We start from the raw sequence: 20,941 nt of genomic DNA on the forward strand, positions 1-20,941 counted from the left end.
AACATGATTTCAGTTAACGATTTCCGTACAGGATTAACAATTGAAGTAGATGGCGGCATTTGGCGCGTCGTTGACTTCCAGCACGTAAAACCTGGAAAAGGTGCGGCATTTGTCCGCTCTAAACTCCGCAACCTTCGCACTGGCGCGATTCAGGAAAAAACATTCCGCGCTGGTGAAAAAGTAGCGAAAGCGCAAATCGAAACCAAAACAATGCAATATCTATATGCAAACGGAGATCAGCACGTATTTATGGATACTTCTTCTTATGAGCAGCTTGAACTGAGCGCAACTCAAATCGAAGAAGAATTAAAATACCTGCTAGAAAACATGTCTGTGCATATCATGATGTACCAGGATGAAACACTTGGTATCGAACTTCCAAACACAGTTGAGCTGAAAGTTGTTGAAACTGAACCTGGTATTAAAGGTGATACAGCGTCAGGCGGTACAAAACCTGCGAAAACTGAAACCGGGCTTGTTGTAAACGTGCCGTTCTTTGTGAATGAAGGCGACACACTTGTTGTCAATACATCAGACGGTTCTTACGTTTCAAGAGCATAGAAAGAAAAAAAGAAGTCTGTTCCCAAATGGGAGCAGGCTTTTTTTGTGCCCAAAAACAGAATCTTTCTTTTATACGAAAATGACAAGACTACTTCAGCAAGCTAGAGCATATCATATAAAAAAATGGGAGGTTGGGAGAGTGCTATGAAATTTTTACTTGGAAATATCAATTCTACTGTTTTAACAATGGCGGGATTACGAGTTTTATCCTCTATGATTGAGCTGACGGCAGCAATTGTCATGCTTGTGACCAACGATGTCCGGAAGGCGGTTGTGGTTAACAGCATTCTCGCTATTGTCGGTCCGTTGATTTTTATCATTACGATGACTGTCGGAATCTACCAAATTGCCGGGCAGCTTTCGTATGCAAAGCTGATTCTGATTTTTACGGGTGTTGTCTTGATTTTGGCGGGTGTTCATAAATAAAGAGAGGCTTGTCATAAAGTCTGCCTCACATCATACATTTTAAAGAAGCCAATCGGTAGAAAGGAGGAGGCTCTGTTGAATGAAATCGCTGAGGTTCTCCCTGAATCCATGAAAAACGCCCTTTCTGAAATACCGGAACAACAATGGCTGGAAATCGAAGAAGTCAGAATTCGGATCAACCGCCCTGTTGAGTTGATTCGAAGAGGACAACCTGTGTATTTGTCCTATGCGGGCACGGCCGAGGATGCCCATCTGATCCTGAGCCGGCTCAGCAACTATAGTATGTATACACTTGAAGAAGAGCTGAAGAAAGGGTATGTCACGATCAGAGGCGGCCACAGAGTCGGACTGGCGGGCAGAGTCATTACGGAAAACGGAGGTGTGAAAGGCCTCCGTGACATCGCATCTTTTAATATACGAATTGCCCGGCAAAAGCTGGGGATTGCGGAGCCGCTGCTTCCATACTTATATCAAAGCAGCTGGCTGAATACGCTGATTATCGGACCGCCCCAAACCGGCAAAACAACACTTCTCCGGGACCTTGCGAGGCTCTCAAGCACCGGCAAAAAACCCATGCTGCCCGTAAAGACAGGAATCGTCGATGAACGGTCAGAAATTGCCGGATGTCTTCGCGGTATTCCGCAGCATCAATTTGGTCAGAGAATTGACGTGTTAGACGCCTGTCCAAAAGCTGAAGGGCTGATGATGATGATTCGATCCATGAGCCCTGAGGTGATGATTGTCGATGAAATCGGGCGTATGGAAGATACAGATGCACTTCTGGAGGCGCTGCATGCCGGTGTTTCAGTAATCGTATCGGCGCATGGCTGGAGTATATCCGACCTGATGAAGCGGCCTTCATTGAAGCGTTTGTGGGAAGAAAGAGCCTTTGACCGCTATTTGGAATTATCAAGAGCAAAAGGGCCGGGCACAGTGAGCCAAATTTATGACAAAGACGGAAATGTGCTGTCTAGGACGACGGGCGTGAAAACATGCTGAAGCTGCTGGGCGCTGTATTCATTGTGGTAGCGACAACATGGACAGGTTTTGAGATGGCGAAGATTTATACAGAACGGCCGCGGCAAATCCGCCAGCTGCGTGCGGCGCTTCAATCCCTCGAGGCTGAAATCATGTACGGCCATACACCGCTTCATACTGCTTCACAGCAGATTGCCAAACAGCTCGCACAGCCTGTTTCAGCTCTTTTTTCCGCATTCAGTGATCAGCTGGACAAGGGAAGTGATTCCGCGAAAACGGCGTGGGAGCAAAGCTTAAAGAAGGTATGGGATACCCTGTCTTTGAAAAAAAGCGAATACGAAGTGCTGAAGCAGTTTGGCGAGACGCTCGGGATTCATGATCGAATCTCTCAGCAAAAGCACATCAAGCTGGCGCTGTCACATTTGGAAGCCTCTGAAGCGGATGCTGAGCAGGCGCAAGCGAAAAATGAAAAGATGATAAAAAGTTTGGGCTTTTTAGCGGGCTTGTTACTCATTCTTCTATTGATGTAAACGTGAGGGGAGCAAAAATAAAATGGGAGTAGACGTGAATGTCATATTTCAAATCGCCGGAGTGGGAATCGTGGTCGCTTTTTTACACACGATATTGGATCAGATGGGCAAGAAAGAATATGCTCAGTGGGTGACGCTGTTAGGTTTTATCTATATTTTATTTATGGTCGCCACGATTGTAGATGACCTATTTAAAAAGATAAAAGCTGTGTTTTTATTCCAAGGATAGGGGGGCTTGCAGATTGACATTGTTCAAATTGTAGGTTTAGGGCTGATCGCCACCTTCCTTTCTTTAATTGTAAAAGAACAAAAGCCGACTTTTGCGTTTTTAATCGTCGTTTTTGCCGGATGTGCCATTTTTCTTTATTTGGTAGACCAAATCTACGACATTATTCGAATGATAGAAAAAATTGCGATTAATGCAAATGTCAACATGGTCTATGTTGAAACCATTTTAAAGATTATCGGAATCGCCTATATTGCTGAATTCGGGGCACAGCTCACAAAAGATGCCGGTCAAGGAGCCATCGCCTCGAAAATAGAATTGGCGGGGAAAATTTTAATACTCGTAATGGCTGTGCCTATTTTAACCGTCATTATCGAAACGATTCTCGGACTTATACCTTCTATGTCATAACCGAAAGGAGGTGGTAGATTGAAGCGCTTTCAATGGGTTTTGCTTTTGGCCGTGCTGATCATAGCAGGCCGTGCAGAAATTGTACAAGCAGCTGGTAATGCAGAACAAACGGAAGACCATGCTGAAACAGCCGAGCAATTAGCGGAAAGGACAGCAGCCTCGCTTGAAACAGATAAGATCGGGGAATTTTGGAATGACATTATGACAGAATACGGCGGACTGCTGCCGGAAAGCCAAAAAGGCAGCTTAATGGAGTTTATCAATGGCGATAAATCATTCTCACCGCAAGAATGGCTGAAAGCTCTCTTTTCTTATTTGTTTCATGAAGTGCTTGCCAACGGAAAGCTGCTGGGCACATTGATTTTGCTCACGATTTTTTGCGTCATTCTGCAGCTTTTGCAAAATGCTTTTCAGCAAAGCACCGTCAGTAAGGTCGCTTACTCAATTGTGTACATGGTGCTGATTATCCTTGCGCTTAATAGCTTTCATGTGGCAATTAACTATGCAACTGAGGCGATTCAGACGATGACCAGCTTTATCCTGGCGCTCATTCCGCTCCTCTTGGCGCTTTTGGCTTCCTCAGGCGGAGCTGTATCTGCTGCCTTCTTTCATCCTGTTATCCTCTTCCTGATGAACACGAGCGGTCTCTTGATTCAGAATATCGTCATGCCGCTGATTTTTTTATCAGCGATTCTGAGCATTGTCAGCACGATGACTGAACAATACAAAGTAACGCAGCTGGCCAACCTGCTCAGAAATATCGCCATCGGAGCACTGGCTGTTTTTCTTACCATCTTTCTCGGCGTCATCTCTGTTCAGGGAGCCTCAGCTGCAGTGACAGACGGCATTACGCTCAGGACGGCTAAATTTATAACCGGAAATTTTATTCCTGTGCTTGGCCGAATGTTTACAGACGCAACAGATACAGTAATCAGCGCCTCTTTACTGCTGAAAAATACGGTAGGGATTCTCGGTGTCGCTATTTTGATCTGTATCGCGGCATTTCCGGCAATCAAAGTGCTTTCCCTCGCTTTTATTTATAAGCTGGCAGCCGCGATTCTTCAGCCGCTAGGAGGCGGGCCCGTCATCACCTGCCTCGACGTCATCAGCAAAAGCGTCATTTATATTTTTGCAGCTCTCGCCATTGTGTCTCTCATGTTTTTTTTAAGCCTTACTGTCATAATCACAGCCGGAAACCTCACGATGATGATGAAATGAAGGAGGCAGGCGAATGAGTTTTTTAACGGAATGGCTTACCACCATCGTGTTGTTTATCCTATTTGCAATTGTGATTGATATGCTGCTGCCGAGCTCCAGCATGCAAAAGTACGCAAAAATGGTAGTCAGCCTGCTCTTGATTGTCGTCATGCTTACGCCGATTTTTAAACTTTTCAAGACAGACCCCGAAGTCATCTTTGAATACCTCACAAAAAACGGGCAGTCAGAGTCTGCCGACATAAAAAATCAAATCAATTCAAAAAAAATAGAAATACAAGCTTCCCAGCGCGCATATATTCTAGAAGAAATGGCTGTCCAACTAAAAAAGAAAGCGGAGGAGAGATTCAGTCATGATGAATATAAAGTAGGCCGCATCAAACTCACGGCAGGAGAAAAGGTAGATTCAGAAGAGGATATTAAAACAATCAGCGTGTATATGGCCCCGTCTTCTGAAAAAACGGTCCAAACGGTCGCGCCGGTCCACATTGATACAGATCATGCATACGTAACAAAAGAAGCAGCCGAACAAAAAGAAGCCAAACAGATACAAACGCAGCTCGCGGACATTTGGGAAATCGGAAGTGAGAAAATTACGGTTCATATGGAAGGCGGGGAGAGTGTCGGCAATGAATAAAAACGGATTATGGAATGTATTGAAAAAGCAGTTTCTTCCGGGACAAACGAAGGACGGCGAAAAGCCGAAGCTGACCAAATATCATTACTTTCTATTCGTTTTTGTTCTCGGAGTTTCCTTTATGCTTGTCAGCCAGCTGTTTTCTTCACCTGAGAAAACTGAAAACGCCAAAACGATAACGGCCGTATCATCACAACATTCCGCAGACAGCAAAGAGAAAACAGCTGAAGTGTTTAAAGCCTCAAAATCTGATAAACCTAAAGACTCGATCGATGACTATGAAAAAGAATACGAAAATCAGCTGAAAGAAATCCTTGAAACAATCATTGGTGTGGACGATGTCTCGGTTGTCGTGAATGTAGATGCAACGTCGCTGAAAGTATACGAAAAAAACAAATCAAACAAAAATACAACCACCGAAGAAACTGACAAAGAAGGCGGAACAAGAAGCGTTACAGACCAAACATCGGAGGAAGAAATCGTCATGATCAAAAACGGCGATAAAGAAACACCTGTCGTCGTCCAAACGAAAAAACCTGATATACGCGGTGTACTCGTTGTTGCTCAAGGAGTGGACAACGTTCAAATAAAACAAACCATTATCGAAGCGGTGACACGGGTCCTGGATGTTCCAAGCCACCGGGTTGCGGTTGCCCCTAAAAAAATAAAGGAGGATTCATAAATGCTTAAAAAACAAACCGTTTGGCTATTAACAATGCTCAGTCTTGTCGTGGTGTTAAGCGTCTACTATATCATGTCGCCGGAAAGCAAAAACGCCGTGCAGATGCAAAGTGAAAAAAGCGCGTCTGACAGCGGAGAGGTCGCAACTGAAAAAGCGCCTGCCAAGCAAGACACGAAGGAAAAAAGCGGTACAGAAACTGAAAAAGGAAAAGAAGATGGAACAAAGGGAACGAAAGATTCATCAGCAGACAAGGAAACATCCGCTGAAGCCAGTGAAAAAGGAACTGTTGTTACGGAAACAGCCGATGATGATCTGTTTACAACGTACCGTCTTGATTTAGAAGATGCCAGAAGCAAAGAAAGAGAAGAGCTGAATGCCATTGTGTCAAGCGATGATGCAACAGCCAAGGAGAAAAGCGAAGCATACGATAAAATGACGGCTCTCAGTGAAGTGGAAGGAACAGAAAAACAGCTTGAAACGCTGATTAAAACACAAGGTTACGAGGATGCGCTTGTTAATGCTGAAGGAGATAAAATCAATATTACAGTCAAATCAGACAAACACTCCAAATCGAAGGCGACAGCCATTATAGACCTTGTGGCAAAAGAAATCAAAACAATGAAAGATGTCGCTGTCACATTTGAACCATCCAAGTAAGAAAGAGGAAAAAGAAGCCCGCTAAACAAGCGGGCTTTTTGCGTTGCTGTCATATTAGAGTTGAATTCAAAAGTCCGCTCCTGTAAGATGAACATAGTATGTACTTTTAGTAGTAACCTATAAAAAAGAAATTTCATACATAGGAGTGCGATTGAATGTTAAATATCAAAGAAATCCACGAGCTGATTAAAGCAATTGACGAGTCTACAATTGACGAATTCGTATATGAAAATGAAGGTGTATCCTTAAAACTGAAAAAACACGAAGCAGGCACGGTTCAAGTCATGCAGCAGGCACCGGCAGCACCTGTACAAGCACAGGCTCCGCAGGCAGTTCAGCCGCAAGCGCAGCAAGCAGCGGCACCTGCCCAAGAAGCACCAAAGCAAGATGAGAATCTGCATAAAATCACTTCACCAATGGTAGGAACATTTTATGCTTCTTCATCACCGGAAGCTGGCCCGTATGTAACAGCCGGTTCAAAAGTAAATGAAAACACAGTTGTCTGCATTGTAGAAGCAATGAAGCTTTTCAACGAAATCGAAGCAGAAGTGAAAGGCGAAATCGTTGAAGTATTAGTAGAAAACGGCCAGCTGGTCGAATACGGACAACCTCTATTTCTTGTAAAAGCGGAGTAAGGAGACTGAACATGATTAAAAAGCTATTGATCGCCAACAGAGGAGAAATTGCTGTCAGAATCATCAGAGCCTGCAGAGAGCTCGGAATTGAGACTGTCGCTGTTTATTCAGAAGCTGATAAAGATGCCCTTCATGTTCAAATGGCCGATGAAGCTTTTTGTATCGGACCGAAAGCATCAAAAGACAGCTATTTAAACGTTACAAATATTGTGAGTGTTGCAAAGCTGACTGGCACGGACGCCATTCATCCGGGATACGGATTTTTAGCTGAAAATGCTGATTTCGCTGAATTATGTGAAGAAGTGAATGTCACGTTTGTCGGCCCGAGCGCTGACGCCATTTCAAAAATGGGAACAAAAGACGTTGCGCGGGAAACGATGAAACAGGCCGGCGTGCCAATCGTACCGGGTTCACAGGGAATTATAGAAAATGTGGAAGAAGCGGTTTCGCTTGCTAATGAAATTGGGTATCCTGTAATTATAAAAGCCACCGCAGGCGGAGGCGGAAAAGGAATTAGGGTTGCCCGCACTGAAGAGGAACTGATTAATGGCATTAAGATTACACAGCAGGAAGCGGCAACTGCATTCGGAAATCCAGGTGTATACATCGAAAAATACATAGAAGATTTTCGCCACGTTGAGATCCAAGTGCTTGCTGATAACTACGGAAATACGATCCATTTGGGCGAACGCGACTGCTCGATCCAAAGACGCCTGCAAAAGCTTTTGGAAGAATCACCATCTCCTGCCCTTGATTCAGAAATCAGGGAGCAAATGGGAGATGCAGCGGTAAAGGCTGCAAAAGCGGTTGGCTATACAGGTGCTGGAACAGTTGAATTTATCTATGACTACAATGAACAGCGCTATTACTTCATGGAAATGAACACGAGAATTCAGGTAGAGCACCCAGTCACAGAAATGGTGACGGGAACTGACCTGATCAAGGAACAAATCAAAGTGGCATCAGGAATGGAACTGAGCCTCAAGCAAGAGGATGTTGAATTTGAAGGCTGGGCCATCGAATGCCGAATCAACGCAGAAAACCCAAGTAAAAATTTCATGCCGTCACCTGGTGAAATTAAAATGTACCTGCCTCCTGGCGGTCTTGGTGTCCGTGTCGATTCAGCTGCGTACCCTGGCTATTCCATCCCACCGTACTATGACAGCATGATTGCAAAGGTCATCACATACGGAAAAACGAGGGATGAAGCGATTGCCCGCATGAAGCGCGCATTGAGCGAATTCGTCATCGAAGGCATTGAGACAACAATCCCTTTCCATTTAAAACTGCTTGAACACGAAACATTTGTGAGCGGAGAGTTTAATACGAAATTTTTAGAAACATATGATGTAATGGGCTCATAATTTTTACGGAGGTGAATTGAATGAAAGACAACAGCTTGCTTAAAATGGATCACGAAGATACGCATTTGGGTAAGGTTGAGATTGCACCGGAGGTCATTGAGGTCATTGCCGGCATTGCAGCATCAGAAGTTGATGGGGTTGCCGAAATGCGCGGAAACTTTGCGACAGGCGTCGTTGAGCGCTTTGGCAAAGTGAATCATGGCAAAGGTGTCAAAGTCGACCTGGCGGAAGACGGAATTACGATCGATGTATACTGTGTCGTTACATTTGGCGTTTCGATTCCGAAAGTTGCAGCATCCGTTCAGGAAAACATTCGTCAAACCTTATTAAATATGACGTCTCTTTCGATTAACGAGATCAATATTCACATCGTCGGCATTCAATTTGACACAAAAGCCCAAGAAGTCCAAATCGACGAAGAAATGTAAATGGCTTAACACGAAACCAAGGGGAGGGCGGCCCTTTGGTTTTTTTACACGTTACCCTTTATTTCAAAGCATGAAGAAAGCCGGCTTACATAGCCGAGTTTCTTCATGAACGTGAAATCCGAATAATCATATTAAGGTGTGTGAAAATATTCGGTAATAGGGTAAAAAAACCTTGATTTCAATATGCGGATACGAAAAAAATATGTTATGATCTCTTTGTGGCTTAACGACAAGCGGATAAAGAGGATCAAAGGAGAAAGAAAATGAAAAGAAGAACAGCAAGAGAAAAAGCTTTGCAGGCACTATTTCAAATTGATGTCAGCGATATTGCAGTGAATGAAGCCATAGAACACGCACTGGATGAAGAAAAAACAGATCCTTTCTTTGAACAGCTTGTACACGGGGTATTGGAACACCAAGACCAGCTGGATGAAATGATCTCCAAGCATCTGGTGAATTGGAAGCTCGATCGGATTGCCAATGTTGACCGTGCAATTTTGCGCCTGGCAGCATATGAAATGGCATATGCCGAAGACATTCCGGTGAATGTCTCCATGAACGAAGCGATTGAGCTGGCAAAACGGTTTGGTGATGACAAAGCGACAAAGTTTGTAAACGGGGTTCTTTCTAACATTAAATCTGATATTGAACAATCATAGGAGGAAAGAAAATGACTGCAACAATCATCGACGGAAAAGAAACGGCTAGAGAAAAACGCGAACAATTGGCAAAAGAGGTAGAAGAGCTTAAAAAGCAAGGCGTCACTCCCGGACTGGCGGTTATTTTGATTGGAGATGATCCTGCTTCTCACTCTTACGTGCGAGGAAAGAAAAAAGCGGCAGAAACAATGGGAATGAATTTCAAGCTCGATCAATTTGACAGCAGCCTCACAGAAGCTGAACTGCTTTCCATTATTGATCAATATAACCAAGACCCTGAGTTTCATGGCATTCTCGTTCAGCTTCCGCTCCCAGACCATATTTCTGAAAAAGCGGTGATCGAACGTATCTCCCCTGATAAAGATGTAGACGGTTTTCATCCGTTAAACGTAGGGAAAATGCTGCTTGGCGAAGATACGTTTCTTCCTTGCACGCCTCATGGAATTGTTGAGCTTTTGAAGAAAACCAATATTGACCTTTCCGGTAAAGAGGTTGTTGTAGTCGGCCGAAGCAACATTGTCGGCAAACCTGTCGGCCAGCTTTTATTAAATGAAAACGCGACGGTTACTTACTGTCATTCAAGAACAGAAAATATTACTGAACATACGAAAAAAGCGGACATCCTGGTGGTGGCAGTCGGCAGAGCCAACTTCATCAGTGCAGACCAGATCAAAGAGGGCGCTGTTGTCATTGACGTCGGCGTTAACCGTCTGGAAAACGGAAAGCTTTGCGGAGACGTTGAATTTGAAGGGGCAAAGGAAAAAGCGTCCTTCATCACGCCGGTTCCGGGCGGAGTAGGTCCGATGACCATCACGATGCTTGCGCATAATACTGTTAAATCTGCGAAACGTACGTTATCATAGATAATTGGAGATATTCACAGGCGAAATGTTTGCCCGCCTTGAATATGAGCACGATACCCGCTTCTTCAGGCTCCTAAAGCCAGGGCGGGTTTTCTTTAGTTATGGTGCAGGAATGCTTAGGAGAGGAGTTTTTAGACATGGGTGAAGCAGCGTATGTGACCGTCTCAGCGCTGACAAAGTATATAAAACGAAAATTCGATGTAGATCCTCACCTTGAAAATATTTGGATTAAAGGCGAATTGTCGAATGTAAAGATACACACACGAGGGCATATTTATTTCACTTTAAAAGACGAAAACGCAAGAATGCAGTCGGTGATGTTCGCGAGACAAAGCGAGCGTCTGCCTTTTAAACCTGAAAACGGAATGAAAGTGCTGGTAAGAGGCGGAATTTCCGTATATGAACCGAGCGGAAACTATCAATTATATGCCAAAGAAATGCAGCCTGACGGGGTTGGAGCGCTTTATTTAGCGTACGAAGAATTAAAAAAGAAGCTTGCCGGAGAAGGTTTATTTGACGACCGCTACAAAAAACAAATCCCCGCATTTCCAGCCACAATCGGGGTTGTGACATCTCCAACGGGTGCCGCTGTCAGAGACGTTATTACAACTCTAAAAAGAAGATATCCCCTTGTAAAAGTCATTGTTCTTCCAGCGCTCGTACAAGGTGAAAATGCGAGCAGATCCATCGTTACGCGCATTGAAGAGGCAAATGAAAAAGAGATTTGCGACGTATTAATTGTCGGGAGAGGCGGCGGTTCGATAGAAGAACTGTGGGCATTCAATGAAGAAATTGTAGCACGCGCCATCTTTGCTTCCAATATTCCGATTATATCGGCAGTCGGACATGAGACGGATTTTACGATCAGTGATTTTGTCGCCGATATCAGAGCTGCGACGCCGACAGGAGCAGCTGAGATTGCTGTGCCTCATACCACTGATTTAATCGAACGGACAAAAACAGCGGAAGTCAGAATGACAAGAGCAATGCAGCAGCATCTCGGCCAGAAAAAAGAACGGATACAAACGCTGCAATCGTCCTATGCCTTTCGTTTTCCAAAGCGTTTGTATGCCCAAAAAGAGCAGCAGTTTGACCTCGCGTACCAGCAGTTTCAAGCACAGCTGACCGCTCTTTTAGATCGGAAAAGCAGACAGCTGGAGCGTGAAACGTACAGATTAGAGGCACTGCATCCTCATGAACAGCTGAAACAAGCAAGAACACGATACCAGGAACAAACAAATCAGCTGAGAAAAAATATGAATATCCAAATGAAGCAGCTGCATTCCCAATTTCAAACCGTTCTTGGCAAGCTGAATGCACTAAGTCCTCTTCAAGTGATGGAGAGAGGATACAGCTTGGCTTATAAAGAAGATAAACTCATTAAAAGTGTCAGTCAAATAGAAGAGCAGGACCGGCTTGAAGTCAAGCTGAAGGATGGCGTGCTGACCTGTGAAGTATTAGAAAAGAGAGGGGAAGAAAAATGACAGACGTGAAAAAAAATGAAAACATGACATTTGAAGAAGCGATGAAAGGGCTTGAGAGCATTGTATCAAAGCTTGAAGAGGGAGATGTGCCTCTAGAGCAAGCCATTAACTATTTCCAAGAAGGCATGGCTCTGTCAAAAATGTGCCATGAAAAGCTGCAAAAAGTCGAAAAGCAAATGGACTTCATTTTAAAAGAAGACGGCGAACTGGCACCTTTCAGTGTTCAGGAGGAAGACGAAGGTGACAAATAAATTAACGAGCTTTCTGGCGGACCGGAAAAAAACAATTGAAAATCAGCTTTCTGTCTATACAGAAAAGCTTGATATGCCGGACTCATTAAAGAAGTCTATGCTGTATTCTCTACAGGCCGGCGGAAAGCGGTTGCGGCCTCTGATTGTACTGGCTGTTTTAAACGCATATGGAAAAAGCGAAAAAGACGGCATTCCGGTGGGCTGTGCTGTCGAAATGATTCACACGTATTCGTTAATTCATGATGATCTTCCATGCATGGATGATGACGATTTGCGCCGTGGGAAGCCGACAAACCATAAAGTGTTTGGTGAAGCGACGGCAGTATTAGCGGGTGACGGGTTGCTCACAGAAAGCTTTAAGCTGATTACCTCCCACGTGTCAGACGAGGTGTCAGCAGAAAAGCGCCTGCGGCTTGTGAATGAACTGATTTCAGCGGCAGGCACCGAAGGCATGGTCGGTGGGCAAGTAGCTGATATGGAAGCGGAAAACCGACAAGTCACGCTTGAAGAGCTCGAATCCATTCATGAACGGAAAACTGCCAAGCTCCTTGGCTTTTGTGTAATCGCCGGTGCTATTTTGGCTGATGCGCCTGAGGAAGACATTGAAACACTGCGTACCTTCAGCAGCCACATTGGAATCGGATTTCAAATCAGAGACGATATTTTAGATTTAGAAGGCAGTGAAGAGAAAATCGGCAAACGTGTCGGCTCGGATACCACAAATGACAAATCGACATACCCGTCGCTTCTTTCATTGGAAGGGGCCAAACATAAATTGGATGTTCATATAAAAGAGGCGAAGCGATTGATCGGCGGACTCTCTCTTCAAAAAGACCTTTTATATGAGCTTTGTGATTTAATTGCGGCAAGAGATCACTAAAACGATCCTAATTTGAAGCGGCTGCACGAGATATGGTAAAATGTAAGCAGTTTATATGAAAAATGAAAAGGAAAAGCGCGTTTGTCTTTTTTTATGTCTGAGATTATTGTCAGCTCGGCATGCAAAAGACATGTATTATTGCAGAAATTCATGCTGAAAGTGAGTTGATCCGCTTTGGATCTTTTATCAATACAGGACCCGTCGTTTTTAAAAAACATGTCCATTGATGAATTAGAGAAATTAAGTGATGAAATCCGTCAGTTTTTAATTACAAGTTTATCCGCTTCCGGCGGCCACATCGGCCCAAACTTAGGTGTCGTAGAGCTTACTATTGCTTTGCATAAGGAATTTAACAGCCCGAAAGACAAATTTTTATGGGATGTAGGCCATCAATCGTATGTCCATAAGCTGCTGACAGGACGCGGAAAAGAATTTGCGACGCTTCGCCAGTACAAAGGGCTTTGCGGATTTCCAAAGCGGAGTGAAAGCGAGCACGATGTTTGGGAAACCGGGCACAGCTCGACTTCTCTGTCAGGCGCGATGGGAATGGCAGCTGCCCGTGATATTAAAGGAACGGATGAATATATTATTCCGATCATTGGTGACGGCGCGCTGACCGGCGGAATGGCGCTCGAAGCCCTTAACCACATCGGCGACGAGAAAAAAGACATGATTGTCATCCTTAATGATAATGAAATGAGTATTGCGCCGAATGTCGGTGCCATTCACTCTATGCTCGGACGGCTCCGTACTGCGGGGAAATACCAGTGGGTTAAAGATGAGCTTGAATACTTATTTAAAAAGATTCCGGCAGTTGGGGGCAAGCTTGCCGCCACGGCGGAACGAGTCAAAGACAGCCTGAAATACATGCTCGTCTCCGGAATGTTTTTCGAGGAGCTCGGTTTTACGTATTTGGGCCCAGTGGACGGACATTCTTATCATGAGCTGATTGAGAATCTTCAATACGCCAAAAAAACGAAAGGCCCTGTTCTTCTGCATGTCATCACGAAAAAAGGGAAGGGGTACAAACCGGCTGAGACCGATACGATTGGGACATGGCATGGTACCGGACCATATAAAATTAATACCGGTGACTTTGTAAAGCCGAAAGCCGCAGCTCCTTCGTGGAGCGGTCTTGTCAGCGGAACTGTGCAGCGAATGGCGCGCGAGGACGGACGCATTGTAGCCATTACGCCGGCTATGCCTGTCGGTTCAAAGCTTGAAGGTTTCGCAAAGGAATTCCCTGACCGGATGTTCGACGTAGGAATCGCAGAACAGCATGCCGCAACGATGGCGGCAGCTATGGCAATGCAGGGTATGAAGCCGTTTTTGGCGATTTACTCAACCTTCCTGCAAAGGGCATATGACCAAGTTGTCCATGACATCTGCCGCCAAAACGCCAATGTGTTTATTGGAATTGACCGTGCAGGACTCGTTGGCGCTGATGGAGAGACACATCAAGGCGTGTTTGATATTGCGTTTATGCGCCACATTCCAAACATGGTCTTAATGATGCCGAAAGACGAAAATGAAGGCCAGCACATGGTTCATACAGCACTTAGCTATGACGAAGGCCCGATAGCGATGCGTTTTCCGCGCGGAAACGGACTCGGCGTAAAAATGGATGAACAGTTGAAAACGATTCCGATCGGTACGTGGGAGGTGCTGCGTCCGGGGAACGATGCTGTCATCTTAACATTCGGCACAACAATCGAAATGGCGATTGAAGCAGCCGAAGAGCTGCAGAAAGAAGGCCTTTCCGTGCGCGTTGTGAATGCGCGTTTTATTAAGCCGATTGATGAAAAGATGATGAAGAGTATCCTAAAAGAAGGCTTGCCAATTTTAACAATTGAAGAAGCGGTCTTAGAAGGCGGTTTCGGAAGCTCGATTTTAGAATTCGCTCATGATCAAGGGGAATATCATACTCCGATCGACAGAATGGGTATACCTGATCGGTTTATTGAACACGGAAGTGTAACAGCGCTTCTTGAGGAAATTGGACTGACAAAACAGCAGGTGGCAAATCGTATTAGATTACTGATGCCGCCAAAGACACACAAAGGAATTGGATCATGACGTCAAAGAAAGAACGATTAGATGTATTATTAGTGGAAAGAGGGCTGGCGGAAACGCGTGAAAAAGCCAAAAGAGCCATTATGGCGGGGATCGTCTATTCAAACGAAAACCGCTTGGACAAGCCTGGAGAAAAAATTGACCGCGACCTTCCGTTAACTGTCAAAGGAAACCCGCTGAGGTATGTGAGCAGGGGCGGCTTAAAGCTCGAAAAAGCGTTGAAGGAATTTCCCGTCTCTGTCAAAGATAAAATTATGATTGATATTGGCTCCTCCACCGGCGGTTTTACGGACTGCGCTTTGCAAAATGGAGCTAAACAGTCATACGCTGTGGATGTAGGCTATAATCAGCTTGCATGGAAGCTTAGACAGGATGAACGGGTCGTCGTGATGGAACGGACGAACTTTCGTTATGCAACACCGGCAGACTTTACAAAGGGCATGCCGGAGTTTGCCACAATTGATGTGTCCTTTATTTCACTGCGGCTCATCCTGCCTGTCCTAAGGACTTTACTCGTACCGGGCAGCGACTGCATGGCTCTAGTTAAGCCTCAGTTTGAAGCGGGACGGGAATCCGTCGGCAAAAAAGGGATTGTCAGAGATCCTAAAGTGCATGCTGATGTGCTCAAGCGAATGATCAGTTTTTCTGCCGCTGAAGGCTATATCTGTAAAGGCTTGTCATTTTCTCCAATCACGGGAGGAGACGGAAATATTGAGTTTCTCCTTCATTTGCATTGGCCGGGAGAGGGACAGGAAGGCCAGGAGCTGCCGGAAGAAGAGATCATGCGCGTTGTAGAAGAAGCACATAAGACGTTAAAAGAAAAAAAAGCAGATGTACCGGAATAATAGGGCGCTATTATTCCTTTTTTCTGCATTCATGTACAATGTGCAGAGAATCATATAACATAAAAGAACAGATAAGCTTGGAAATAGAGGTGCTTACATGAACAAAGGCCAGAGGCATATTAAAATCAGAGAGATCATTACAAGCAATGAAATCGAAACGCAGGATGAATTGGTCGACATGCTAAAGCAGGATGGATACAAAGTAACGCAAGCCACGGTATCACGGGATATTAAAGAACTTCACCTTGTAAAAGTGCCTACAAATAATGGTTCTTACAAATACAGTCTTCCGGCGGACCAGCGTTTCAATCCGCTGTCTAAGCTAAAGCGGGCCTTGATGGACGCATTTGTGAAAATAGACTCTGCAAGCCATATGATCGTACTGAAAACGATGCCGGGCAATGCTCAGGCAATCGGGGCGCTGATGGACAATTTGGACTGGGATGAAATTATGGGGACCATTTGCGGAGATGACACGATTTTAATTATTTGCCGGACTCCTGAAGATACAGACGGTGTAAAAAACAGACTGCTTGAACTGCTGTAACAGAATCTAACAAAGATAAGAGGTGTAATGCTGTTTGTTAGCTGAACTATCGATTAAAAACTTTGCCATTATTGAGGAACTGACGGTTTCTTTTGAACGCGGGCTTACGGTTTTAACAGGAGAAACCGGAGCCGGCAAATCCATTATCATAGATGCCATTTCTCTTTTAGTCGGAGGCCGCGGATCATCTGAATTTGTTAGATATGGGGAAGCAAAAGCCGAACTTGAAGGGCTGTTTCTGTTGGAGAGCGGCCATCCTGTTTTAGGCGTATGCGCTGAGCAGGGAATCGACGTTTCAGACGAAATGATCGTCATGAGAAGGGATATCAGCACGAGCGGGAAAAGCGTTTGCCGTGTCAATGGCAAGCTTGTCACGATTGCCTCGCTAAGAGAGATCGGCAGGCTTTTATTAGATATTCACGGGCAGCACGATAACCAGCTGTTAATGGAAGACGAAAATCATCTCCAGCTTTTGGACAAGTTTGCCGGGGCCGAAGTGGAAAGCGCGCTCAAAACGTATCAGGAAGGATACCAGCGGTATATGAAGCTGCTCAAAAAGCTTAAGCAGCTTTCTGAAAGCGAACAGGAAATGGCCCATCGTCTTGATCTTATTCAATTTCAGCTCGAAGAAATCGAATCGGCAAAGCTTGAGCTTAACGAAGATGAACAGCTCCAAGAAGAGCGCCAGCAAATTTCAAACTTTGAGAAGATATATGAGTCGCTGCAAAATGCATATAACGCGCTTCGCAGTGAGCAGGGCGGATTGGACTGGGTTGGAATGGCATCAGCGCAGCTTGAAGATATATCTGATATTAACGAACCGCTGAAAAAACTGTCTGAAAGTGTTTCGAACTCCTACTATTTGCTTGAGGATGCCACATTTCAGATGAGAAATATGCTGGATGAGCTTGAATTTGATCCAGAACGCCTGAACTATATTGAGATGCGACTTAATGAAATCAAACAGCTGAAACGAAAATACGGTGCCACTGTTGAAGACATTTTGGAATATGCTTCTAAAATTGAAGAAGAGATTGACCAAATTGAAAACAGGGACAGCCACCTTCAAAGCTTGAAAAAGGAGCTTGACTCCGTCGGCAAAGATGTCGCAGTGGAAGCGGCAAATGTTTCACAAATCCGAAAAACATGGGCGAAAAAGCTGGCTGGTGAGATTCATCGGGAATTAAAAAGCCTGTACATGGAAAAATCAACTTTTGATACGGAATTTAAGGTCAGAACAGTGTCACGCAATGAAGAGGCGCCGATTGTAAACGGCCAGCCCGTTCAGCTGACTGAACAAGGGATTGACCTTGTGAAGTTTTTAATTTCAACCAATACAGGCGAGCCTCTGAAATCCCTTTCGAAAGTCGCTTCAGGTGGAGAGCTGTCACGGGTGATGCTTGCCATAAAAAGCATTTTTTCCTCACAACAGGATGTGACATCGATCATTTTTGACGAGGTTGATACCGGTGTAAGCGGCAGGGTCGCACAGGCAATCGCTGAGAAGATCCATAAGGTGTCAATAGGTTCACAAGTGCTGTGCATTACACACCTGCCTCAGGTGGCTGCCATGGCCGATACGCATCTTTATATTGCGAAGGAGTTAAAAGACGGCAGAACGACGACACGTGTCAAGCCGCTCTCTAAGCAGGAAAAGGTAGCGGAAATCGGGCGCATGATTGCAGGTGTCGAAGTAACCGACTTAACGAAACGCCATGCGAAAGAACTTTTAAAACAAGCGGATCAAGTCAAAACAACTGGGTAAGCTGCGCGAGAAGCGCAGCTTATTTTTTTCGTGCGCATCCATTCGTTCATCAGTATATCCAATGTTTTTCTTCATATGACAGTTATAAATAAGCCGTCAGAAGGCAAAATTAAATGATGTAGCAGCAAGTCATAAAGAAGGTGTGGGATAGGAGCGAGGAGAGTGAAGTAGTGAATGCCCGATAACATCAGAAAAGCAGTAGGTTTAATTCTCCTTGTTTCGTTATTAAGTGTAGGTTTATGCAAACCGCTAAAAGAATATTTACTGATTCCAACGCAAATGAGAGTATTTGAAACCCAAACACAAGCGATTGAAACGAGTTTATCGGTAAACGCTCAGACATCAGAATCCTCAGAAGCGTTTACAGTAAAGAAAGATCCGCATGAAATCAAGGTGACGGGCAAAAAATCAGGTAAGTCAGAATTAGTATACGATCTTGCCGGATTTCCAATTAAAAAAACAAAAGTGCACGTTCTTCCTGATTTAAAAGTTATACCTGGCGGACAATCAATCGGTGTAAAACTTCATTCCGTCGGTGTTCTTGTCGTCGGATTTCATCAAATCAATACAAGTGAAGGCAAAAAATCTCCGGGAGAAACGGCCGGAATTGAAGCGGGCGACATCATTATTGAGATGAATGGACAGAAAATTGAAAAAATGAATGATGTAGCCCCATTTATTCAAAAGGCTGGGAAAACTGGTGAGTCTTTAGATTTACTGATCAAACGTGATAAACAGAAAATCAAAACGAAGCTGATCCCAGAAAAGGATGAAGGAGAAGGCAAATACAGAATCGGGTTATATATCAGAGATTCTGCTGCCGGCATCGGCACTATGACCTTTTATGAACCGAAAACAAAAAAATACGGAGCACTTGGCCACGTGATTTCCGATATGGACACAAAGAAACCAATTGTAGTGGAGAATGGAGAAATCGTTAAATCCACTGTAACATCAATTGAAAAAGGGACAGGCGGTAATCCGGGAGAAAAACTGGCGCGATTTTCCTCAGAACGCAAAACGATCGGGGATATTAACAGAAACAGCCCGTTTGGGATTTTCGGCACACTGCATCAGCCGATTCAAAACAACATATCAGATCAAGCATTGCCGGTTGCGTTTTCTACCGAAGTCAAAAAAGGGCCGGCTGAAATTTTAACCGTTATTGATGATGACAAAGTAGAAAAATTCGATATTGAAATCGTCAGCACAACGCCGCAAAAATTCCCTGCGACAAAAGGAATGGTGTTGAAAATTACCGATCCAAGGCTGTTGAAAGAAACAGGAGGCATCGTACAGGGGATGAGCGGAAGCCCGATTATTCAAAATGGAAAAGTGATCGGTGCTGTCACCCATGTATTTGTAAATGACCCGACAAGCGGCTACGGTGTTCATATTGAATGGATGCTGTCAGAAGCAGGAATCGATATTTATGGAAAAGAAAAAGCAAGTTGACTGCCGGAGTTTCCGGCAGTTTTTTTATTTTGATCCCTCTTCACTTCTCAGAATACATACGGTAAAATATACAAAAGAAGATTTTTCGACAAATTCACGTTTCCTTGTTTGTCAAATTTCATTTTTAGTCGAAAAACAGAGAAAAACATAGAATAACAAAGATATGCCACTAATATTGGTGATTATGATTTTTTTAGAGGGTATATAGCGGTTTTGTCGAATGTAAACATGTAGCAAGGGTGAATCCTGTTAACTACATTTGGGGAGGAAGAAACGTGGAGAAAATTAAAGTTTGTGTTGCTGATGATAATCGAGAGCTGGTAAGCCTGTTAAGTGAATATATAGAAGGACAGGAAGACATGGAAGTGATCGGCGTTGCTTATAACGGACAGGAATGCCTGTCGCTGTTTAAAGAAAAAGATCCCGATGTGCTCGTATTAGATATTATTATGCCGCATTTAGACGGACTTGCGGTTTTAGAGAGGCTGAGGGAATCAGATCTGAAAAAACAGCCGAATGTCATTATGCTGACAGCCTTTGGGCAGGAAGATGTCACGAAAAAGGCCGTCGATTTAGGCGCGTCCTACTTTATTCTCAAACCGTTTGATATGGAAAACCTTGTCGGCCATATCCGCCAGGTCAGCGGAAATGCCAGCAGTGTGACGCATCGTGCGCCATCATCGCAAAGCAGTATTATACGCAGCAGCCAGCCTGAACCAAAGAAGAAAAATCTCGACGCGAGCATCACAAGCATTATCCATGAAATCGGCGTCCCAGCCCATATTAAAGGCTATCTCTATCTGCGCGAAGCAATCTCAATGGTATACAATGACATCGAATTGCTCGGCAGCATTACAAAAGTCCTCTATCCGGACATCGCCAAAAAATTTAACACAACCGCAAGCCGTGTAGAAAGAGCGATCCGCCATGCAATTGAAGTGGCATGGAGCAGAGGAAACATTGATTCCATTTCCTCGTTGTTCGGTTATACTGTCAGCATGACAAAAGCTAAACCGACAAATTCGGAGTTCATCGCAATGGTTGCGGATAAGCTGAGATTAGAACATAAGGCTAGCTAACTATTTGGATTAATCCCTTAGAGCCCCCACTAAAATCGAGCATAATGCCATATCTTTTTTTGCGTCTTCTTTGCTGGTGTCGGAATTTAGTAAAGGAGACGTTATGATAATGGCAAACCAACTTTGAGAGATAAATTTGCGGTGATTGAAAGTTTCTATATAGTGAACTGCGGACTAATTTTTAAAAAAGCTCGCCAAAAAACCTCATTGTTAATAACTTCTCAAAACAAGCAATTAATTAGTTTTTTAATGTATTAAACGAGATAAACTTATGTATTGTTGTGTCCACA

24 protein-coding genes are annotated in these 20,941 nt (G+C 44.3%); all 24 read left to right on the plus strand.

Annotation, left to right across the window (positions count from 1 at the left end; translation table 11 throughout):
• Nucleotides 1–3: 3 nt before the first annotated feature.
• The 24 genes from efp (at nucleotide 4) to spo0A (ending at nucleotide 20,651) form a co-directional block, all read left to right on the plus strand.
• Nucleotides 4–561 (plus strand): elongation factor P, encoded by a 558-nt coding sequence (gene efp / locus NYE22_RS09130; RefSeq protein ID WP_003226377.1) that lies wholly within the window; start codon nucleotides 4–6, stop codon nucleotides 559–561.
• A gap of 144 nt (nucleotides 562–705) precedes the next feature.
• Nucleotides 706–987 (plus strand): YqhV family protein, encoded by a 282-nt coding sequence (locus NYE22_RS09135; protein WP_004398639.1) that lies wholly within the window; start codon nucleotides 706–708, stop codon nucleotides 985–987.
• A gap of 75 nt (nucleotides 988–1,062) precedes the next feature.
• Nucleotides 1,063–1,986: a stage III sporulation protein AA gene (gene spoIIIAA / locus NYE22_RS09140; RefSeq protein ID WP_015714242.1), complete on the plus strand. Its 924-nt coding sequence runs from the start codon at nucleotides 1,063–1,065 to the stop codon at nucleotides 1,984–1,986.
• On the plus strand, nucleotides 1,980–2,495 hold the full coding sequence (gene spoIIIAB / locus NYE22_RS09145; protein ID WP_014480238.1) for a stage III sporulation protein SpoIIIAB: 516 nt from the start codon (nucleotides 1,980–1,982) through the stop codon (nucleotides 2,493–2,495). Before spoIIIAA ends, spoIIIAB begins: the two co-directional genes overlap by 7 nt.
• 22 nt (nucleotides 2,496–2,517) lie before the next feature.
• Nucleotides 2,518–2,724 carry a stage III sporulation protein AC gene (gene spoIIIAC, locus NYE22_RS09150; protein ID WP_003153142.1) on the plus strand — a complete coding sequence of 69 codons (207 nt, stop codon included), beginning with the start codon at nucleotides 2,518–2,520 and terminating at the stop codon, nucleotides 2,722–2,724.
• A 6-nt stretch (nucleotides 2,725–2,730) separates the two neighbouring features.
• Nucleotides 2,731–3,132 (plus strand): stage III sporulation protein AD, encoded by a 402-nt coding sequence (gene spoIIIAD, locus NYE22_RS09155; RefSeq protein WP_003230228.1) that lies wholly within the window; start codon nucleotides 2,731–2,733, stop codon nucleotides 3,130–3,132.
• Between the two features lie 18 nt (nucleotides 3,133–3,150).
• Entirely contained in the window at nucleotides 3,151–4,350 is a 1,200-nt protein-coding gene (gene spoIIIAE, locus NYE22_RS09160) for a stage III sporulation protein AE (protein ID WP_003230230.1), read from the plus strand.
• Between the two features lie 13 nt (nucleotides 4,351–4,363).
• On the plus strand, nucleotides 4,364–4,984 hold the full coding sequence (gene spoIIIAF / locus NYE22_RS09165) for a stage III sporulation protein AF (protein ID WP_003230233.1): 621 nt from the start codon (nucleotides 4,364–4,366) through the stop codon (nucleotides 4,982–4,984).
• The gene (spoIIIAG, locus tag NYE22_RS09170; RefSeq protein WP_014477307.1) at nucleotides 4,977–5,666 is read left to right on the plus strand and encodes a stage III sporulation protein AG; all 690 of its coding nucleotides are present in this window, start codon (nucleotides 4,977–4,979) and stop codon (nucleotides 5,664–5,666) included. The genes spoIIIAF and spoIIIAG overlap by 8 nt, the downstream gene beginning before the upstream one ends.
• A complete protein-coding gene (spoIIIAH, locus tag NYE22_RS09175) occupies nucleotides 5,667–6,323 on the plus strand; it encodes a stage III sporulation ratchet engulfment protein SpoIIIAH (protein ID WP_003230250.1) in 657 nt (218 codons plus the stop codon).
• Between the two features lie 155 nt (nucleotides 6,324–6,478).
• Entirely contained in the window at nucleotides 6,479–6,958 is a 480-nt protein-coding gene (gene accB / locus NYE22_RS09180; protein ID WP_003230252.1) for an acetyl-CoA carboxylase biotin carboxyl carrier protein, read from the plus strand.
• An 11-nt stretch (nucleotides 6,959–6,969) separates the two neighbouring features.
• Nucleotides 6,970–8,322 (plus strand): acetyl-CoA carboxylase biotin carboxylase subunit, encoded by a 1,353-nt coding sequence (accC, locus tag NYE22_RS09185; protein ID WP_003230253.1) that lies wholly within the window; start codon nucleotides 6,970–6,972, stop codon nucleotides 8,320–8,322.
• A 20-nt stretch (nucleotides 8,323–8,342) separates the two neighbouring features.
• Nucleotides 8,343–8,750, plus strand: a complete 408-nt coding sequence (gene yqhY / locus NYE22_RS09190; protein ID WP_014480235.1) for a fatty acid biosynthesis protein YqhY — start codon at nucleotides 8,343–8,345, stop codon at nucleotides 8,748–8,750.
• Between the two features lie 263 nt (nucleotides 8,751–9,013).
• Nucleotides 9,014–9,409, plus strand: coding sequence for a transcription antitermination factor NusB (gene nusB / locus NYE22_RS09195; protein ID WP_003230256.1), 396 nt, complete (start codon nucleotides 9,014–9,016; stop codon nucleotides 9,407–9,409).
• A gap of 11 nt (nucleotides 9,410–9,420) precedes the next feature.
• Nucleotides 9,421–10,272 carry a bifunctional methylenetetrahydrofolate dehydrogenase/methenyltetrahydrofolate cyclohydrolase FolD gene (gene folD / locus NYE22_RS09200; protein ID WP_003230259.1) on the plus strand — a complete coding sequence of 284 codons (852 nt, stop codon included), beginning with the start codon at nucleotides 9,421–9,423 and terminating at the stop codon, nucleotides 10,270–10,272.
• 137 nt (nucleotides 10,273–10,409) lie between these two features.
• Nucleotides 10,410–11,756 (plus strand): exodeoxyribonuclease VII large subunit, encoded by a 1,347-nt coding sequence (gene xseA / locus NYE22_RS09205; protein ID WP_015251733.1) that lies wholly within the window; start codon nucleotides 10,410–10,412, stop codon nucleotides 11,754–11,756.
• Nucleotides 11,753–12,007, plus strand: coding sequence for an exodeoxyribonuclease VII small subunit (locus NYE22_RS09210; RefSeq protein ID WP_003226409.1), 255 nt, complete (start codon nucleotides 11,753–11,755; stop codon nucleotides 12,005–12,007). The genes xseA and NYE22_RS09210 overlap by 4 nt, the downstream gene beginning before the upstream one ends.
• Entirely contained in the window at nucleotides 11,997–12,887 is an 891-nt protein-coding gene (locus NYE22_RS09215; protein WP_003230262.1) for a polyprenyl synthetase family protein, read from the plus strand. Before NYE22_RS09210 ends, NYE22_RS09215 begins: the two co-directional genes overlap by 11 nt.
• Before the next feature lie 174 nt (nucleotides 12,888–13,061).
• Entirely contained in the window at nucleotides 13,062–14,963 is a 1,902-nt protein-coding gene (gene dxs, locus NYE22_RS09220) for a 1-deoxy-D-xylulose-5-phosphate synthase (protein WP_015384069.1), read from the plus strand.
• A complete protein-coding gene (locus tag NYE22_RS09225; protein ID WP_003230264.1) occupies nucleotides 14,960–15,805 on the plus strand; it encodes a TlyA family RNA methyltransferase in 846 nt (281 codons plus the stop codon). The genes dxs and NYE22_RS09225 overlap by 4 nt, the downstream gene beginning before the upstream one ends.
• 97 nt (nucleotides 15,806–15,902) lie before the next feature.
• Nucleotides 15,903–16,352 (plus strand): arginine repressor ArgR, encoded by a 450-nt coding sequence (gene argR, locus NYE22_RS09230; RefSeq protein ID WP_014114358.1) that lies wholly within the window; start codon nucleotides 15,903–15,905, stop codon nucleotides 16,350–16,352.
• Nucleotides 16,353–16,386: 34 nt separating this feature from the next.
• Nucleotides 16,387–18,117, plus strand: a complete 1,731-nt coding sequence (recN, locus tag NYE22_RS09235; protein ID WP_342412461.1) for a DNA repair protein RecN — start codon at nucleotides 16,387–16,389, stop codon at nucleotides 18,115–18,117.
• Between the two features lie 174 nt (nucleotides 18,118–18,291).
• The gene (gene spoIVB / locus NYE22_RS09240; RefSeq protein WP_103803304.1) at nucleotides 18,292–19,572 is read left to right on the plus strand and encodes a SpoIVB peptidase; all 1,281 of its coding nucleotides are present in this window, start codon (nucleotides 18,292–18,294) and stop codon (nucleotides 19,570–19,572) included.
• 275 nt (nucleotides 19,573–19,847) lie between these two features.
• Nucleotides 19,848–20,651 (plus strand): sporulation transcription factor Spo0A, encoded by an 804-nt coding sequence (gene spo0A / locus NYE22_RS09245; RefSeq protein ID WP_003226427.1) that lies wholly within the window; start codon nucleotides 19,848–19,850, stop codon nucleotides 20,649–20,651.
• The last annotated feature ends 290 nt before the right edge of the window (nucleotides 20,652–20,941 follow it).

It is taken from the genome of Bacillus sp. FSL K6-1560, from assembly GCF_038592935.1.
Lineage (GTDB): Bacteria > Bacillota > Bacilli > Bacillales > Bacillaceae > Bacillus > Bacillus subtilis.

Coding starts and splice junctions, on each gene's coding strand:
- efp (WP_003226377.1), top strand. CDS start 4: ATGATTTCAGTTAACGATTTCCGTACAGGATTAACAATTGAAGTAGAT.
- NYE22_RS09135 (WP_004398639.1), top strand. CDS start 706: ATGAAATTTTTACTTGGAAATATCAATTCTACTGTTTTAACAATGGCG.
- spoIIIAB (WP_014480238.1), top strand. CDS start 1,980: ATGCTGAAGCTGCTGGGCGCTGTATTCATTGTGGTAGCGACAACATGG.
- spoIIIAC (WP_003153142.1), top strand. CDS start 2,518: ATGGGAGTAGACGTGAATGTCATATTTCAAATCGCCGGAGTGGGAATC.
- spoIIIAF (WP_003230233.1), top strand. CDS start 4,364: ATGAGTTTTTTAACGGAATGGCTTACCACCATCGTGTTGTTTATCCTA.
- spoIIIAG (WP_014477307.1), top strand. CDS start 4,977: ATGAATAAAAACGGATTATGGAATGTATTGAAAAAGCAGTTTCTTCCG.
- spoIIIAH (WP_003230250.1), top strand. CDS start 5,667: ATGCTTAAAAAACAAACCGTTTGGCTATTAACAATGCTCAGTCTTGTC.
- accB (WP_003230252.1), top strand. CDS start 6,479: ATGTTAAATATCAAAGAAATCCACGAGCTGATTAAAGCAATTGACGAG.
- accC (WP_003230253.1), top strand. CDS start 6,970: ATGATTAAAAAGCTATTGATCGCCAACAGAGGAGAAATTGCTGTCAGA.
- yqhY (WP_014480235.1), top strand. CDS start 8,343: ATGAAAGACAACAGCTTGCTTAAAATGGATCACGAAGATACGCATTTG.
- nusB (WP_003230256.1), top strand. CDS start 9,014: ATGAAAAGAAGAACAGCAAGAGAAAAAGCTTTGCAGGCACTATTTCAA.
- folD (WP_003230259.1), top strand. CDS start 9,421: ATGACTGCAACAATCATCGACGGAAAAGAAACGGCTAGAGAAAAACGC.
- xseA (WP_015251733.1), top strand. CDS start 10,410: ATGGGTGAAGCAGCGTATGTGACCGTCTCAGCGCTGACAAAGTATATA.
- NYE22_RS09210 (WP_003226409.1), top strand. CDS start 11,753: ATGACAGACGTGAAAAAAAATGAAAACATGACATTTGAAGAAGCGATG.
- NYE22_RS09225 (WP_003230264.1), top strand. CDS start 14,960: ATGACGTCAAAGAAAGAACGATTAGATGTATTATTAGTGGAAAGAGGG.
- argR (WP_014114358.1), top strand. CDS start 15,903: ATGAACAAAGGCCAGAGGCATATTAAAATCAGAGAGATCATTACAAGC.
- spoIVB (WP_103803304.1), top strand. CDS start 18,292: ATGCCCGATAACATCAGAAAAGCAGTAGGTTTAATTCTCCTTGTTTCG.